Source organism: uncultured Sphingomonas sp. (assembly GCF_946477935.1).
GTDB lineage: Bacteria > Pseudomonadota > Alphaproteobacteria > Sphingomonadales > Sphingomonadaceae > Sphingomonas.
Window position 1 is genome coordinate 1 of sequence record NZ_CAMLAC010000096.1, and the last position, 13,102, is coordinate 13,102.

Here is a 13,102-nt window from a genome sequence, read left to right on the forward strand (position 1 = left end):
AGGGGGTCCCTTTTGCACGCCGATAGGGGGTCCTTTTTGGACGCCGATTGACAGACCTGCCTCCGATGACGATATTCCAGGGCGACAGGGATGTACTGATGCCGACGTCGCGTGATTTTGCGAGGAGGGCTATGCAGGCGGGAGTGAGGGTGGACTATCACCAGTATAAAGGGGCTTTTCACGTCTTCAATAGTGCGGTATTCCTGCCCGAATCGAAACATGTCTATGCCAGGATCGATCAGATGTTTGACCGCTTGCAAAGTGAAGTTGTCCCATGAGGCCGCATCGAGGTTCGTTGCTATCTCGGGATGACCGACGATGTGCTGGCATAAGAGTGCTATATAATTAGACTTGGATTCGGGCGCCGGTAGGCGCTGCCCAGAATAGTGGGATAAATCTGGCGACTTCTATTGGGTGTGCCGGAGATTATGGCATTAATTTGCCGCGAGCGCTCGTGCCATCACCAACGTGCCAAAAAACTCGAGCAACTCTCCGCCGGCGATCTCGGTGGGCTCGAGCAAGCCTTGGAACATACCGCCTTCATGGACGGCTAAAAGCAGACGGGCCATACGGCTGAGCTTCCCAGGCCCAACAGGCTTTTTCTGTTCGCCTAGGCGGGCGATCGCATGTTCGATAACAGTGAGAATGCGCGCCTGACGCGCTGCATAATGAGAGGCGACGGCGGGATTTCTCAGCGCATGCAAGCGGAATTCGGCCTGAAGGAGATACCATTTTCGATCAAAGCTATAGTTTGACACAAACGCTTTGACGAAATTGTCTATCACGGGGCCGCTCGCCAGCAGTGCCTCGGTCATTGACGCTTCTAGTCGCACCTGAAGCCGCTCGATAATCCGATCGTAAAGCGCGAAGAAAAGCTCCTCTTTCGATTGAAAGCTCGAATTATACGCGCCCCTGCTAAGCCCCACGCGTTCGCAAATATCTTCCTGGGACGCGCCTTGAAATCCGCGTTCCGCAAACGCGTCAAGCGCGCCGTCCATGATGCGTTCGCGGGTTTGGGCCCTGGTCGGCCGGGTGCGCGCGGGTCTGCGGCTCATGATTGGTCTCGCCTGGACATTCGATACAAATATGTATTGAGATATATTTCTGTCAATGTTAGGTTTCGCGTGATGGAGATACCCTCATGGATTTGCGACGCCGGTTTTTGATTGCACTGCTCACGGCTACGTCCTCGACGGCTGCATTCGCTCAATCGATCGGTTCCATTCCATTGGATTATCGTGAAGCGCAGGCAATACTGCTGGAAAAGTCGGACGCCATCCAAGGCTCCGATGCTGATGTCCGAAGCAAGGAGGCCCAGGCGGGATCGACGCGGACGCTGGGACGGCCGACCGTCGAGTTTGAAGGACAGATGGTCCGCTACCAGAAGTCGCTTTATCTTCCCCTCGGGCCTCTGGCGGATGTGGCGCAGGATTATGCCATCAGCGATCCGTTGCGGTTTGAGATAGAGCGTACCAGTACGAGACCCATCGTGACTGCCACGCTTCCGCTCTATTCGGGCGGCCAGATTTCGGCCGCGCAATCTGGTTCCGTCGCTCAGCTTGGCCAGTCTCGCGCGGAGCGGCAAATCGTCATTGATAACGCCTTACTGCAGATGACCCAACTGTATTTCGGGCAGCAACTGCTCACCAGAGTAAGGGACGTTCGTCGCGATGTGCTCGGTGGGCTGGAGCGCCATGTCTCAGACGCGATCAAACTCGAACAGGCGGGTTTCATCAGCCGCGCGCAGCGCCTGCAGGCTGAGGTGGCCCGTGACGACGCGGCCAGGGAATTTGAAAAGGCCCAGGCCGATCTCGAAAGCGCCGATGCGACGCTGTCCGGTTTGCTTCGATCCTCTTCACCGGTCGTTCCTGCGACGCCGATTTTTGTAATCACCCGCCCGCTGGATCCTCTGGACGACTTTCTGGACGCGGCTCGCCGCGCGCATCCCCAACTGGAGCGCCTGGAGGCGATGGAACAGCTCGCGCAAGCGGGGGTGACGAACCAGCGCTCGAAACTTCGACCGACCGTCTACGGCTTTGCGCAGTATAATTTCGACCGACGCGACACCTTGCTGACCGATCCGGACTGGACCGTTGGTGTAGGTCTTCGCTACACGATCTTTTCAGGCGCCGGTCGCTCCCAGGCCGTGCAGGCAGCCCGAGAGACGGTCTCGCAGGCTCAGGCTGGTCAGCGGGAGGCACGCACCCAGATCGAAATCGGCGTCACCCGCTCATGGAACGAGACAGAAGCTGCGCGTCGGCGCTTCCTGATGACGGATAGCGCTATCGCTTCCGCGCAGGAGAATCTTCGCGTGCAGGCGGTGGGATATCAGCAGCAGCAGACGACCTCGCTTGACGTGATCGATGCGCAACTCGGCTTGGGCCGTGCCAGGGTCCAACGCGCCCAGGCAGCGCATGATTTTGTGATTGCCCTGGCCCAGCTCCTCCATGTCAGCGGAGAAATCGACAAGATGCCCGAATATATCGAACGGGGCGAAAGGATCGCGCCATGACAGCTGCCCAGGGGGAACCAGCTGCGACCAACGAGGCTGAGGAAATGCGCCCGCCTGTACTTGGTCGGAAGTGGCTGCCGGTCGTAGCGCTTCTCGTGATAGCCTTTCTCGCTCTGGGCTTGTGGCTCAGCTACCGCCCCGTGCCCGATCAACTCCAGGGCATGGTGGATGCCCGGGAACTGCGGGTAACCAGCAAGGTGACCGGCCGGATCGCCGCCTTCCATGTGGAAGAAGGGCAGAGGGTTCGGGCAGGACAATTGCTCTATACGCTCGACAGCCCTGAAGTCGCCGCGCGCTCCGAGCAGGCCGGCGGTGCCTTGGCGGCGGCGCAAGCGACCGCTGACAAGGCCGACGAGGGCGCGCGACCAGAAGACATCCAGGCAGCACAGGCCCAGTGGCGCCGCGCGCAAGCAGCCGCGGATCTCGCTCAAACCACCTATGCGCGCACGCAGCAGATGTTCGAGCAGGGCGTGATCGCCGGCCAGAAGCGAGACGAGAGCCATGCGAACGCAGTTGCTTCAACCGAAGCAGCCCGCGCGGCGCGCGCACAATATGACCTCGCGCTCGCCGGCACCCGACGGCAGGACCGACAGGCGGCCGGGGGCCAGGTGCAACAGGCGCGCGGCGCCGTTGCTGAGGTCGAGGCGGCAAAACGGGAAACACGCGTGAGTGCGCCGTCGGAAGGCGAAATCGGACGACGACTTGCCCAGGTTGGTGAGCTGGTTCCGCAGGGCTTTCCGGTCTTCGTCCTTACTGACATCCAGAACCCATGGGTCACTCTCACTTTGCGTGAAGATCAGTTCAACGCCATCCGGCGAGGTAAGACGTTGACCGGGCGGATACCCGCATTGGGTGACCGTACGGCGCAGTTCCGCATCTCCTTCATCGCGCCGGCAGGTGATTTTGCGACCTGGCGCGCGACCCGGCAATCAACCGGTTTCGATGTAAAGAGTTTCGAGGTGCGCGCCATCCCCGTCACTTCGATCGACGGACTGCGTCCGGGCATGACCATATTGTTCGACTGGCCACAATGAACGCGGCCTTTCTGGTCAGCGCCCGCCGCGAACGTGCGTTTCTGCAAGGCAGCTTCTGGGACCTCGCCCTCATCAGCTGGCTACCGTTGGCGCTGCTGGCGGCGATCGCAATCCAGATCTCGTCGGGCGTGATGCGTGACCTGCCTGTCGCCGTGGTCGACGAAGATGGAGGCGGCATTGCGCGTGAACTCGTCCGACGGCTGGAGGTGGCTCCGGGCTTGCGTGTCGCGGCGCGTCCGGTCTCGATGCTGGAAGCAGAGCATGTGGTACGTTCCAACGCCGCTTATGCGGTCATATTGATCCCGCAGGGACTCGAGCGCGCCGTGCTGCGCGGTGAAACGGGCCAAGTGTCGGTATTCTACAACGCCAGCTATTCGACACCATCGGGGTCGATCCTGCGCGAGGTCAGCGCCGTCGTCCAGGGACAGGCTCGCGTGCTGGCAACACAGCAGACCGCTGCAATCATCGGCCCCGCCCGGGTACGCGCGGCGCCGATCGCTGTTCAAAGCCGGATCCTCTACAATCCACAAGCCAGTTATGAACTCCAGCTTGTCGCCCTGATTCATCCCGCCTTGCTGCATCTGCTGTTCATGATCGCGGTCGTCAGTGCGCTGGGTCGCGAACTGCGCGACGGAACAATCGGAACATGGCTGGCGGGATCCAGGCGAGAGGCTATCGCCGCGATCGCCGGCAAGCTGGTCCCCTATCTTGCAGTGTTCATGCTTTGGGCGGCGCTTGCCACCACCTACCTCGTGGGCTTACGCGGCTGGCCCGTTGCAGGGAGCGTCGTGATGCTCATGGCGGGCTACCTCGCCATGTATCTCGCTTATGCCGGCATGGCCGTTCTGATCGTCGGGCTGACTCTGTCCATGGGGCAGGCACTGTCCATGACCGCGCTCTATGCGGGCGCTTCCTTCGCGTTCGCCGGAGCGATTTTTCCGATCGAGTCCTCTTCTGCCTTCGCACGGCTATGGAGCGCGCTTCTGCCCTATACCACGTTCGCCCGCCTCGTTGCCGAACAATGGATGATCGGCGCGCCTGTCGCCATGTCCGCTAAATTGCTCGCCATCCTGTGCGGATTTCTCGCTTTCGGCCTGTGCATCGGTTTGCCGCGGCTTCTGGCAGCCTCCAGCAATCCTGCTGTCTGGGGGCGACGATGATCGGCCGCGCCTTCCTTGGAACCCTCCGCGCGGTTTTCACCGATCGTTCGGCCTTCATGCTGATCGTCGTCTCAACGATCCTCTATTCCTTCTTCTACCCGTCAGCATATTCTGGGGAGGTCGCCACCCGTATTCCGGTAGCTGTTGTCGATCTCGACAACAGCGGTGCGAGCCGATCGCTGGTTCACAAGCTCTCCGCCCTTCAGCAGGTCGATCTTGCCGAACGATTGTCATCCCCAATGCAGGCACAGAGCTGGCTTCAGACTCGAGGCGCCGGCGCGATCGTCATCATTCCCGAGGGTTTCGAGCGTCGCATCCTCAATGGCGCGCAGGGTATCGTTTCCATTTATGGCAACGGCGCGTATCTGCTGCGCAGCAGCACCGCCCTTGCCGGGGTCGGTTCCGCGTTGGCAGCTATCGGCGGTGAAGCTGCGGTCGATCAAGCGATGGCGCAAGGCGTGCCCGCCAATCCCGCCCTTTCCCTGGTCCAGCGTCCGCTCTTCAACACCCGCGAGGGTTACGGAAGTACCGTTTTTCCCGGTGTCGGCTTCCTCATCATCTATCAGACCTTGCTGATGGGTCTGGCCATGCTTGCAGGTACGATGCGCGATGGCGGGGGCCGGCTTCATTTCTCGGCCCATAGCCTCGTCGGTGTCGCGCTCGCTTTCTTTGTTATCGGCTGGGCAGACATCGCCTATTACGCAGGCTTCGTCTTCTGGTTTCAGGATTACCCCAGAGCTGCAGCCTCGCCCGCTACGCTGCTGGCAGCAGGCAGCCTCTTTGTCGGGGCTACCGTCGCGGCCGCGCTCGCGCTGGCCAGTTTCTTCCGGACCCGAGAGCGCCCCTTGCAGTTGCTCATGGGGACCTCTCTGGTCATCTTCTTTCTGGCCGGGCTGTCCTGGCCGGCCGAAGAGACACCTACCTGGCTCGTAATGCTTGCCCGCCTGCTGCCGACGACGCCAGGAATCCATCTGATGGTGGGCGTAAACCAGATGGGCGCCAGCCTGATCGACCAGTGGGTGGAGGTCATCAACCTCGCCATGTTGGTAATTCTGTACGGGATAGTGGCCTGGTGGCGTCTCACAGGCTTGGACGTGAGGCGACAACGTATCTTTTCGGCGCCGGTGCCGTCGGGAAGCCAATGATAATCTGTTGACTGGTCACGGGCGAGATGCGCTCGACGTGTGCGCGCGCTGCGAACCAGAAGCGGCGAGGGACGGCTGTGACGCTCACAACACGTCCAAGACCGTCTTAGTGGCTGAAGATCTATGTGTGAGGTGGAACATGCACGGCCTAAAGCTTTCGAGCGCTCTGATATGCTTGTCAATGGCGACAGCGAGCGTCGGTGCCCCGCAGGATGGGGCGGGAGGCATATGGCGTAACCCTCAGAACAGCGTGCATGTCGAAGTGCGACCTTGCGCCAATCGGATGTGTGGCACTGTCATCTGGGCCAATGAAAAGGCGATCGCTGATGCTCGGCGTGGCGGTACGCCAAATCTGATCGGGCAGCAGCTGTTCCGCGACTTCACCAAGGATCGGAACGGAATCTGGCGCGGCCGTGTTTTCGTTCCTGACATCGCCAAGACTTTTTCAGGCACTATTGTGTCAATTGATGCGAAAACGCTTCGAGGCTCCGGCTGCCTTGTAGGCCGGATCGCGTGCAAGTCACAAGACTGGACGCGCGTGCGGTGAGCCTATGTGGGTGGAGCGGTGGCGCAGGCGCGTCAGTTGTGCACGGCTACTGAACCAAATCGGTATTTCATCTCGCCTGGTCAGCATCGAGATAGATTCATGCCTCCAACTGACCTTCCGCCGTCAGCACATTGATCGGCGCGCGCTGATATTCTGAGCTTTCGAACTCGTCCAGGCGATCGCAATGAGCGAACGCCTTTGTCTGCTCGCGCGGAATTGACAGAAACTCCAGACTGGCGCGGTCGCCTGCAAAGTCGTTCACTCCCGCCACAGGATTGAACCCCCATTGCATAAAGGTCGCTTACCACCACGCTATGACCGAATCTGGAAAGAATCTGGACAGCGCGGTGCTTCAGCGCCGCATTAAATGAGTGGGTTCGGGATGCGCGTAAACGATCAGTACGTTCATGATCAGGCGAGTTCTCTTTTGAAGCTCAAATGCTTCCTTCGCACATCGTGCCGTCCCAGATGAGCGGGATCATCATAGGAGGGTTGCTCTCCCAGGCTTGGAAATTGCGCGACGATCACACGCCGCTTGATCGCCAGCTTCCCCTCGATAACCAGGTCAACGCCGACAAGCTGGGCATGAACAGATATTCGCCGCCCTTCATGACGTTGAACGTCTGCACGCCATCAATGCGCTTGCGGGCCGGCGCACGGGGAATCGTGAAAAGACTATCCTCCTCATGCAGACCTACGACCGGATCGCGCTCTTCGCCGAGATCGACGAAGTTGCCACGATTGATCCATTCCTGCTGCATGAACTCGATCGTGTCATAGGCGCGCGCGCTGATGAAGATGAAGAAGATGCCGCGATCACCCTTGGCATCATCCTCGGGCGAGACGTCCTCGGAATAGACCGGGCCAAAGGTCGAAGATCGGCGGATGATCCGATGGATGTTGACGTCGGTCAGCAGGGTGAGCTCGGAATCACGCGGATTGAGCCGACGCATATGGCAGCCGAGCGGCACGACGCGGCCCTTGGGGTCGTCCTTGAAATTGAAGTCGTTGTTGCGCTGCGGATCGGCGCCCAGTGCCGGATCGTCATGATCCGGCGACAAGGTCAGCGGTGCACCGGAGCGCCACCTGCCGAACATCTTGGCCGCCAGAAGCTCGCGTTCCTCGGACGTCTCGCCATGTGCCTTGAGGAAAGCGTTGAAGCAGCCGACCCGGCTCTGGAACTTGCGCAGGACGACGAAGGTGCCGTTCTTTCCGAGCGCAGCAGGCTCCGGCATGCCAAGTGGCTGACCGTTCTCGCTTTCATAACCCAGGATGAACTCGCCGGCCTTGATCGGACGCTCTTCGCCGGGGATGGGATCGACGCCGCTGCCTTCGACTGCAGGTTGAGAGATGGAGTCCCTGAAACCGAACGGGTTCTTGGCATCGCCCGGCGCGCCGAAACGATGCTCTCCCAGCAACGTCACGCCGGTGCTCCGGTCGAGCTCGGCGCGTGCTGCAATCAGTGCCTTGTCCAGCGCTGCATCGTCTACGGCGTAGATGGTCAGCGCCATGTGGCAGTTACCCGGCTTGAACACCTCTTCCCAATGCTCTGGCGCGTTCGGGCCGAAATCGCGCAACTGCTCGCGTCGTGCGGCCATGCCCTGCTGGAAGGGAAGGGGAAAGGTCTTGAGCTGGGCATCGGGGACGCCGAGCGCCTTGAGGCCCTCGAAGCTCAGCGCCGCGCCGATCCAGAAATCGAGATCCTCACTCCAATTGTCGGCGGACGCGATATGCGGCGCCAGACGACCGAGCAGATCGCGCGCGCCCTCGGCCTCATCGAAGTGGAGCATCGCATGGAGGCCGACATAAGGCTCGGGTCGGCTGCGCAGGATCAGCGCCTGGATATCGTGGAGATCGAGCGTGACGCTGTCGCGACGGAAACGCTCTCTCAGCTTTTGAAGGATAGCCATTGGTCAGCCCACCTTGTCGAGGAATTCGTTGACGGCGTGCTCCATGCGCTGGAGCCGGCGCACATCGACGACGGTGACCTGCGGATTGGCGACGAACCAGCCGGCCGCCGTGATCTGGTGGTCGGCGATGAAGTCCTTGACCTTGGGACTGGCGATGCCGGGCCAGCCCTCGACCGAGGCGAAGAGCAGGTCCATCAAATCCGGGATCTTGGTGGCGAAGTCGTTGATATAGGTGTCCCAGTCGCCATCATAGGCGGTCGCGAACAGAATGCGCGTGTCGTTGTCGAAGAACACGAAGCGCATATTGTGGAGCGTGCCCACTTTCTGGGCACCGTCGAAATTGCCGTTGACCAGGCCGAAAATGCGCCGCAGCCGATCGGCGCCGCCAGGCTTCAGTTTGGCGATGGCTGTCAGTTCCGAGACATTGCCCGACTGCGCGCCGACCCGACCGGCGGAACCCGCCGTACCCTTGAGATCAGGATTATGTTTGGTGACCATCTGCTCGAGCGCCAGTTTGGCGAGTTGCGGCGCATCGCCGGCAACTTCCTCGATCCTGCGGCGGATGGCCTGCAGGCGGGTTTCATCGATCTGAGGTGCTTCTTCGGTATCGGCCATGACAGGCCTCCTTTCTCGAAATCTGGCAGGTTTGTGCAGGCTCAGTCTGGAATGGCGTCGATGCTCGTCGGCTCAACCCGCGGCTGGGCGTTCATCTCGTGGCGGTAGCGGGTGGACCGCTCATATGCGGCGATCCGCACCCGCATGATCGAGCCGAGCGGCTGATGCTCGCGGATGCCGTGCCACGGGTTGAAGGAGAGGACATCGTCGCCATAGACGCGTCGTGCGGGCGAATAGGCGTCCTGCGGCGGAATGCGCAGCGTCGCGAGCGGCTGGTGCGGCGACAGGTCATCCGGCCAGAGCACGGCCGCGTCCTCGACCGGCATCTTGTCCAGATCGGCACAGAGTTGTGCCCGGAGCTGGTACTCGGCGCCTTGCTCGCGGAAATGCTCGACCACCAGGTCTCGCATCGTGGAATCCTCGACCGTGCCGACATCCTGGCCCGTGAGCGCCCGGACATTGTCGGACAGCGGCGCCGCGCTGATCTTGGCGATGTAATCGCCGAAGCGGATCGCCGCCATCGAGTGATAGGTCTCACCCAGGAGATGATCATTGTCCCGGGCGAGGCCGCGCAGTGTCGCGCCCGGTTCCACGCCGACGGCCTCGACCGCTGCCTCGACGCCTCGCGCGACCCCGGCCATCGCACGCTGGAGGAAGGCCGGATTCTGTGCATTCTTTTCGAGGAGCCCGATGAGCTGGCGGTACTTGCCGATCGTGCCGAAGCTCAGGACTGGAATATTCACCAGTAGAAAATCCTGATTGCGTCCAGTGTCCCCGGGCAGCAGCCGTTCGCCCTCGACGCCGAGGACCTTGATGGCCATTCCGCGCGGGGCGGGAATGGTATCGGAGTGAATGTCACCCGGCGCCGAGGAAAGGCGGATCACCACCGGATAGGTCCCGGGTCGCGCAAACAGGCCTTGGCGCAGATGCTGCTGCAATTCGGGGACGATAAGTTCGGCCTTCAGGAACCCATGGCTCTTGGCATGGGCGTCCCGTACCGCGTGCCGGTGCCGCTCGAACGCCCTGCGATTGGTCGAAGCCATGATTTCGAGAATTTCGGCGGTGAGACGATCTTCGTCATCGCCAACCATCTCCACATCAGGGGAGTAGGAAATATAGGTGTCAGCCAAGGCCACTCCTTTGCGGCAGGATTTGACGGCGGATGAGCAATTTAGCCTCGAAATTGTCATCCAATCGGGATATCAGGTGATATCTGGTTTTCCGGTCAACGCCGATCGATGGCAAAGGTTTCAAAGGCGTGGCTGTTTTTGAGGACGAACGTCATGCGACCTACGCGCAAGGAAACACAGCGTCAGACCCGGGATCGATTGATCGCAGCGGCGCATGCCTCGATCGTAGAGGAAGGCGTGGCGGCAATGTCGATCCGCAACATCTGCAGTGCGGCGGGTCATTCGCAGGGCGCGTTCTATTCCAACTTCGCCAGCAAGGATGACCTGCTGGTCGACATACTGCAGAGCCACATACAGGACGAAGTCACGCTCTTGCGCGATATCGTTGCGCAGTGCGTCGGGGACGATATCGAGGCGACGCTCGAGGTGCTCGCCGACCGTCTCGCGAAGCTGGCCGAAGAACCTCAATGGTCGTTGCTTTCGATCGAACTGCAACTTCATGCACGACGGAATCCGGCCTTTGCCGAGCGACACCGGGAGGGCAAGGCGGCTTGCTATCGGATGTTCGGTGAGCTCGTGGCCGACCTCGTCAGGCGTTTCTCTCTGCGGCCGGCCTTGCCGGCAGAGCAGACCGGCATCGGCCTTTATGCGCTTTGGATGGGGCTGGCCGTCCAGGGTGATGTCGAAGGGGCCATCTCGCGCGACGAGATGCTGGTCGGCTTTTTCCGCGCCATGGCGGGGCTCGATGTGCTGGAGCCTGCCAAGCCATGAACTCGGACGGCCTCAAGCGCCGACGGATCGGTTGCGATGCTGCGGGCGACCCGCTGTCGGGCAAGATCGACGAACAATGTCGCTTCCACATCAGCTTCCGGGCCGAGGAACACGACATCGACGAACTTGATCATGTCAACAATGCGGTCTGGGTGACGTGGCTCCAGGATGCCTCGGTGGCGCACTGGTTCGCGGCGGCTCGCCCCGGCGATACCGACACCTATGTCGCGGTGGTCCTCAGGCATGAGGTCGATTATCGCGGCAATGTCCGGGCGGGAGAGGATGCAACCGCGGTCACCTGGGTTGAGGGACGACCACGCGGGGCGCGCTATTCGCGCCGCGTCGACTTCACCGACAACAAGGGCACGGTACTCGTGTCGGCCCTTTCCCAATGGGCGCTGATCGAAAAAGCGACTGGCAAGCTGGTCCGGGTGCCTGTTGAAGTCGCGGCGCCGTTTCTGCGCGATGCCACAGGGCAGGAGAGGAACGCATGACCGAAATCAGAAAAGTCGCAGTGCTTGGAACGGGCGTGCTGGGCAGCCAGATCGCATTCCAGTCGGCCTATACCGGCTTTGAAGTAGTCGCATACGACATCAATGACGAGAGCCTGCAGAAGGCGCTGTCAATCGGCGTCCAAAAAGGACCCCCTATCGGCGTGCAAAAGGGACCCCCTTCGTCGAGCTGCGTGACAGGTATGGCGGGCGTGCCGTTCGCGCTGGTTGCGGCGTAGGGCGGGCGTAGCTCGACCGGAGGCGCAACCAGCGCGAAGCGTCTTCTGCCGGTAGTCCCTTGCGTCAGCTGCGGTGTTTGAAGCGCCAGCTGTCGTTGCCGGTCTGTAAGCGTGGCCAGAAGACCGCCTTGTTATTGAGCGCGGCTTTTCTGGTAGGCGAGTTTGCCGGCATGGCGGCGGATGGCGATGGCGGCGACGGCGCGACGGTTGAAGCGTTCGTCGATGTCGTCGGCGTTGTAGGGGCCGCCATACCATTCGCGTAGGCGGTCGTGTTCTTCGTGGCCGGGGTCGGCCATGGCATCGAGGAACGTCTCGAACCCGGGCAAGCCGCCGACGTCCTCGGGCGGGCAGCGCCGGGCGCCATCGACGAAGCGCGGATATTTGACGTCGGGTTCGCCGGGGCCGACCGTCTCGATGGTGATGGTGTGCCGCCAGTCGTCGCCCATGTCGTAGGTATAGACGAACTCCCGCACGCCCCGATCGATGAGCGTCGCGAGCTTCACGTTCTTTGCAGCGGTCATGCCGCTCTCCGGCCACATCGGGTCGGGGATGCCGTAGCGCCGGTCGGCGGCCTCGAAATGCCACAGATGGCAATCCTCCCAGCCCATCGCGGCCTGGACGATGTCGTGGAGCATCTTGAGGCTGGCGGTGACCGGCACGTCGACCCGGCGCCAGATGGCAGGCTCGATGTCATCCAGGACGATGTGTAGGCGGGTGATGGTCTCGGCGCTCATGCCGCCAGTCTGGCAGGTTCGGGAGACCAGTTCCACGGCATGAGTTCGTCCCATCGGCTGGCAGGCCAGTCACCCGCGACCCTGGCGATGACGTCGGCGATATAGGCCTGCGGGTCGACGCCGTTTGCCTTGCAGGTTTGGATGACGGTGTAGATGGCCGCAGCGCGCTCGCCACCTGCGCGTGAGCCCGCGAAGAGCCAGTTGCGGCGTCCGACGGCGACACCGCGTAGCGCACGCTCCGCGATATTGTTGTCGATCTCCAGGCGACCATCGCCCAGGAAGCGCGCCAGCGCCGGCCAGCGTTTCGTGCCATAGGCGATGGCCTTGGCCATGTCGGACCTGGGCGAGAGATGGCGAAGGGCAGCGTCGAGCACCTCACGCAAGGCCTCGACCAGCGGTTTGCTCCGCTCCTGCCTGACGCAACACCGTATATCGGGCGGCTTGCCGCGCACCTCGGCCTCAACGGCATAGATCGCTGCGATCCGCTCGAGAATGTCGGTGGTCAGCGGCGTGGGCGACCGTTCGTGCAGGTCGAAGACCTTGCGCCGGAAATGCGCCCAGCACGCGACTTCGGTCACGCCGCTGCGGTAGAGCCCGTCATAGCCGGCATAGGCATCGGCCTGGAGGAAACCCCGAAAGCCGGCGAGATGGGACATGGGGTGCGCGGCGGTGCGGTCTGGGGTGAAGCGATACCAGGTCGCGCGCGGCGCCGTGCTACCGGATGCCCGGTCGTCGGCCGCGTACACCCACAACCGTCCGGTCGCGGTCTTGCCCCGGCCGGGGTCGAGCACCGGCACCGGCGTGTCGTCGGCAT

The 13,102-nt window shown here is 61.8% G+C and carries 16 protein-coding genes; 9 read left to right on the forward strand and 7 right to left on the reverse strand.

Annotation, left to right across the window (positions count from 1 at the left end; all coding sequences use genetic code 11):
* Positions 1-65 precede the first annotated feature (65 nt).
* On the forward strand, positions 66-278 hold the full coding sequence (locus Q0U08_RS19870; RefSeq protein ID WP_367271118.1) for an alpha/beta hydrolase: 213 nt from the start codon (positions 66-68) through the stop codon (positions 276-278).
* A 156-nt stretch (positions 279-434) separates the two neighbouring features.
* On the opposite strand, the gene Q0U08_RS11320 is transcribed toward Q0U08_RS19870, so the two are convergent.
* Positions 435-1,055 (reverse strand): TetR/AcrR family transcriptional regulator, encoded by a 621-nt coding sequence (locus Q0U08_RS11320; RefSeq protein WP_298091540.1) that lies wholly within the window; start codon positions 1,053-1,055, stop codon positions 435-437.
* An 86-nt stretch (positions 1,056-1,141) separates the two neighbouring features.
* On the opposite strand from Q0U08_RS11320, the gene Q0U08_RS11325 reads away from it, so the two are divergent.
* The 5 genes from Q0U08_RS11325 (at position 1,142) to Q0U08_RS11345 (ending at position 6,398) form a co-directional block, all read left to right on the forward strand.
* Entirely contained in the window at positions 1,142-2,512 is a 1,371-nt protein-coding gene (locus Q0U08_RS11325) for a TolC family protein (protein ID WP_025291886.1), read from the forward strand.
* Complete coding sequence (locus Q0U08_RS11330) at positions 2,509-3,546, forward strand: efflux RND transporter periplasmic adaptor subunit (protein ID WP_025291887.1); 1,038 nt, start codon at positions 2,509-2,511, stop codon at positions 3,544-3,546. The genes Q0U08_RS11325 and Q0U08_RS11330 overlap by 4 nt, the downstream gene beginning before the upstream one ends.
* Positions 3,543-4,706: an ABC transporter permease gene (locus Q0U08_RS11335; RefSeq protein ID WP_025291888.1), complete on the forward strand. Its 1,164-nt coding sequence runs from the start codon at positions 3,543-3,545 to the stop codon at positions 4,704-4,706. The genes Q0U08_RS11330 and Q0U08_RS11335 overlap by 4 nt, the downstream gene beginning before the upstream one ends.
* On the forward strand, positions 4,703-5,851 hold the full coding sequence (locus Q0U08_RS11340) for an ABC transporter permease (protein ID WP_025291889.1): 1,149 nt from the start codon (positions 4,703-4,705) through the stop codon (positions 5,849-5,851). Before Q0U08_RS11335 ends, Q0U08_RS11340 begins: the two co-directional genes overlap by 4 nt.
* Positions 5,852-6,032: 181 nt before the next feature.
* Positions 6,033-6,398 (forward strand): DUF2147 domain-containing protein, encoded by a 366-nt coding sequence (locus Q0U08_RS11345; RefSeq protein WP_277601370.1) that lies wholly within the window; start codon positions 6,033-6,035, stop codon positions 6,396-6,398.
* Between the two features lie 97 nt (positions 6,399-6,495).
* Here the strand turns inward: Q0U08_RS11345 and Q0U08_RS11350 are convergent, their stop codons facing one another.
* From Q0U08_RS11350 to Q0U08_RS11365, 4 genes are all read right to left on the reverse strand, one after another.
* Positions 6,496-6,690: a hypothetical protein gene (locus Q0U08_RS11350; protein WP_047099763.1), complete on the reverse strand. Its 195-nt coding sequence runs from the start codon at positions 6,688-6,690 to the stop codon at positions 6,496-6,498.
* A gap of 232 nt (positions 6,691-6,922) precedes the next feature.
* Positions 6,923-8,308, reverse strand: coding sequence for a peroxidase (locus Q0U08_RS11355; protein ID WP_025291890.1), 1,386 nt, complete (start codon positions 8,306-8,308; stop codon positions 6,923-6,925).
* 3 nt (positions 8,309-8,311) lie between these two features.
* Positions 8,312-8,923: a hypothetical protein gene (locus Q0U08_RS11360; protein WP_025291891.1), complete on the reverse strand. Its 612-nt coding sequence runs from the start codon at positions 8,921-8,923 to the stop codon at positions 8,312-8,314.
* Positions 8,924-8,964: 41 nt separating this feature from the next.
* Positions 8,965-10,053 (reverse strand): catalase family protein, encoded by a 1,089-nt coding sequence (locus Q0U08_RS11365; RefSeq protein WP_025291892.1) that lies wholly within the window; start codon positions 10,051-10,053, stop codon positions 8,965-8,967.
* A gap of 108 nt (positions 10,054-10,161) precedes the next feature.
* Here Q0U08_RS11365 and Q0U08_RS11370 point away from each other — a divergent pair, with 108 nt between their 5' ends.
* Genes Q0U08_RS11370 through Q0U08_RS11380 form a run of 3 tightly spaced genes read left to right on the forward strand, consistent with a single transcriptional unit; the run spans position 10,162 to position 11,554 of the window.
* Positions 10,162-10,824 carry a TetR/AcrR family transcriptional regulator gene (locus Q0U08_RS11370; protein WP_245648809.1) on the forward strand — a complete coding sequence of 221 codons (663 nt, stop codon included), beginning with the start codon at positions 10,162-10,164 and terminating at the stop codon, positions 10,822-10,824.
* Entirely contained in the window at positions 10,821-11,318 is a 498-nt protein-coding gene (locus Q0U08_RS11375; protein ID WP_025291894.1) for a thioesterase family protein, read from the forward strand. Before Q0U08_RS11370 ends, Q0U08_RS11375 begins: the two co-directional genes overlap by 4 nt.
* Positions 11,315-11,554, forward strand: coding sequence for a 3-hydroxyacyl-CoA dehydrogenase NAD-binding domain-containing protein (locus Q0U08_RS11380; protein ID WP_298091541.1), 240 nt, complete (start codon positions 11,315-11,317; stop codon positions 11,552-11,554). The genes Q0U08_RS11375 and Q0U08_RS11380 overlap by 4 nt, the downstream gene beginning before the upstream one ends.
* Before the next feature lie 131 nt (positions 11,555-11,685).
* Here Q0U08_RS11380 and Q0U08_RS11385 read toward each other — a convergent pair whose 3' ends face one another.
* Positions 11,686-12,288 carry a plasmid pRiA4b ORF-3 family protein gene (locus tag Q0U08_RS11385; protein WP_298091542.1) on the reverse strand — a complete coding sequence of 201 codons (603 nt, stop codon included), beginning with the start codon at positions 12,286-12,288 and terminating at the stop codon, positions 11,686-11,688.
* Positions 12,285-13,102 (reverse strand): IS66 family transposase (locus tag Q0U08_RS11390; protein ID WP_298091543.1); only part of this gene is annotated, 818 nt, incomplete at its 5' end. The genes Q0U08_RS11385 and Q0U08_RS11390, both read right to left, overlap by 4 nt.

Coding starts and splice junctions, on each gene's coding strand:
- Q0U08_RS11385 (WP_298091542.1), bottom strand. CDS start 12,288: ATGAGCGCCGAGACCATCACCCGCCTACACATCGTCCTGGATGACATC.
- Q0U08_RS11325 (WP_025291886.1), top strand. CDS start 1,142: ATGGATTTGCGACGCCGGTTTTTGATTGCACTGCTCACGGCTACGTCC.
- Q0U08_RS11380 (WP_298091541.1), top strand. CDS start 11,315: ATGACCGAAATCAGAAAAGTCGCAGTGCTTGGAACGGGCGTGCTGGGC.
- Q0U08_RS19870 (WP_367271118.1), top strand. CDS start 66: ATGACGATATTCCAGGGCGACAGGGATGTACTGATGCCGACGTCGCGT.
- Q0U08_RS11355 (WP_025291890.1), bottom strand. CDS start 8,308: ATGGCTATCCTTCAAAAGCTGAGAGAGCGTTTCCGTCGCGACAGCGTC.
- Q0U08_RS11330 (WP_025291887.1), top strand. CDS start 2,509: ATGACAGCTGCCCAGGGGGAACCAGCTGCGACCAACGAGGCTGAGGAA.
- Q0U08_RS11375 (WP_025291894.1), top strand. CDS start 10,821: ATGAACTCGGACGGCCTCAAGCGCCGACGGATCGGTTGCGATGCTGCG.
- Q0U08_RS11350 (WP_047099763.1), bottom strand. CDS start 6,690: ATGCAATGGGGGTTCAATCCTGTGGCGGGAGTGAACGACTTTGCAGGC.
- Q0U08_RS11340 (WP_025291889.1), top strand. CDS start 4,703: ATGATCGGCCGCGCCTTCCTTGGAACCCTCCGCGCGGTTTTCACCGAT.
- Q0U08_RS11345 (WP_277601370.1), top strand. CDS start 6,033: ATGGCGACAGCGAGCGTCGGTGCCCCGCAGGATGGGGCGGGAGGCATA.
- Q0U08_RS11370 (WP_245648809.1), top strand. CDS start 10,162: ATGGCAAAGGTTTCAAAGGCGTGGCTGTTTTTGAGGACGAACGTCATG.
- Q0U08_RS11360 (WP_025291891.1), bottom strand. CDS start 8,923: ATGGCCGATACCGAAGAAGCACCTCAGATCGATGAAACCCGCCTGCAG.
- Q0U08_RS11320 (WP_298091540.1), bottom strand. CDS start 1,055: ATGAGCCGCAGACCCGCGCGCACCCGGCCGACCAGGGCCCAAACCCGC.
- Q0U08_RS11335 (WP_025291888.1), top strand. CDS start 3,543: ATGAACGCGGCCTTTCTGGTCAGCGCCCGCCGCGAACGTGCGTTTCTG.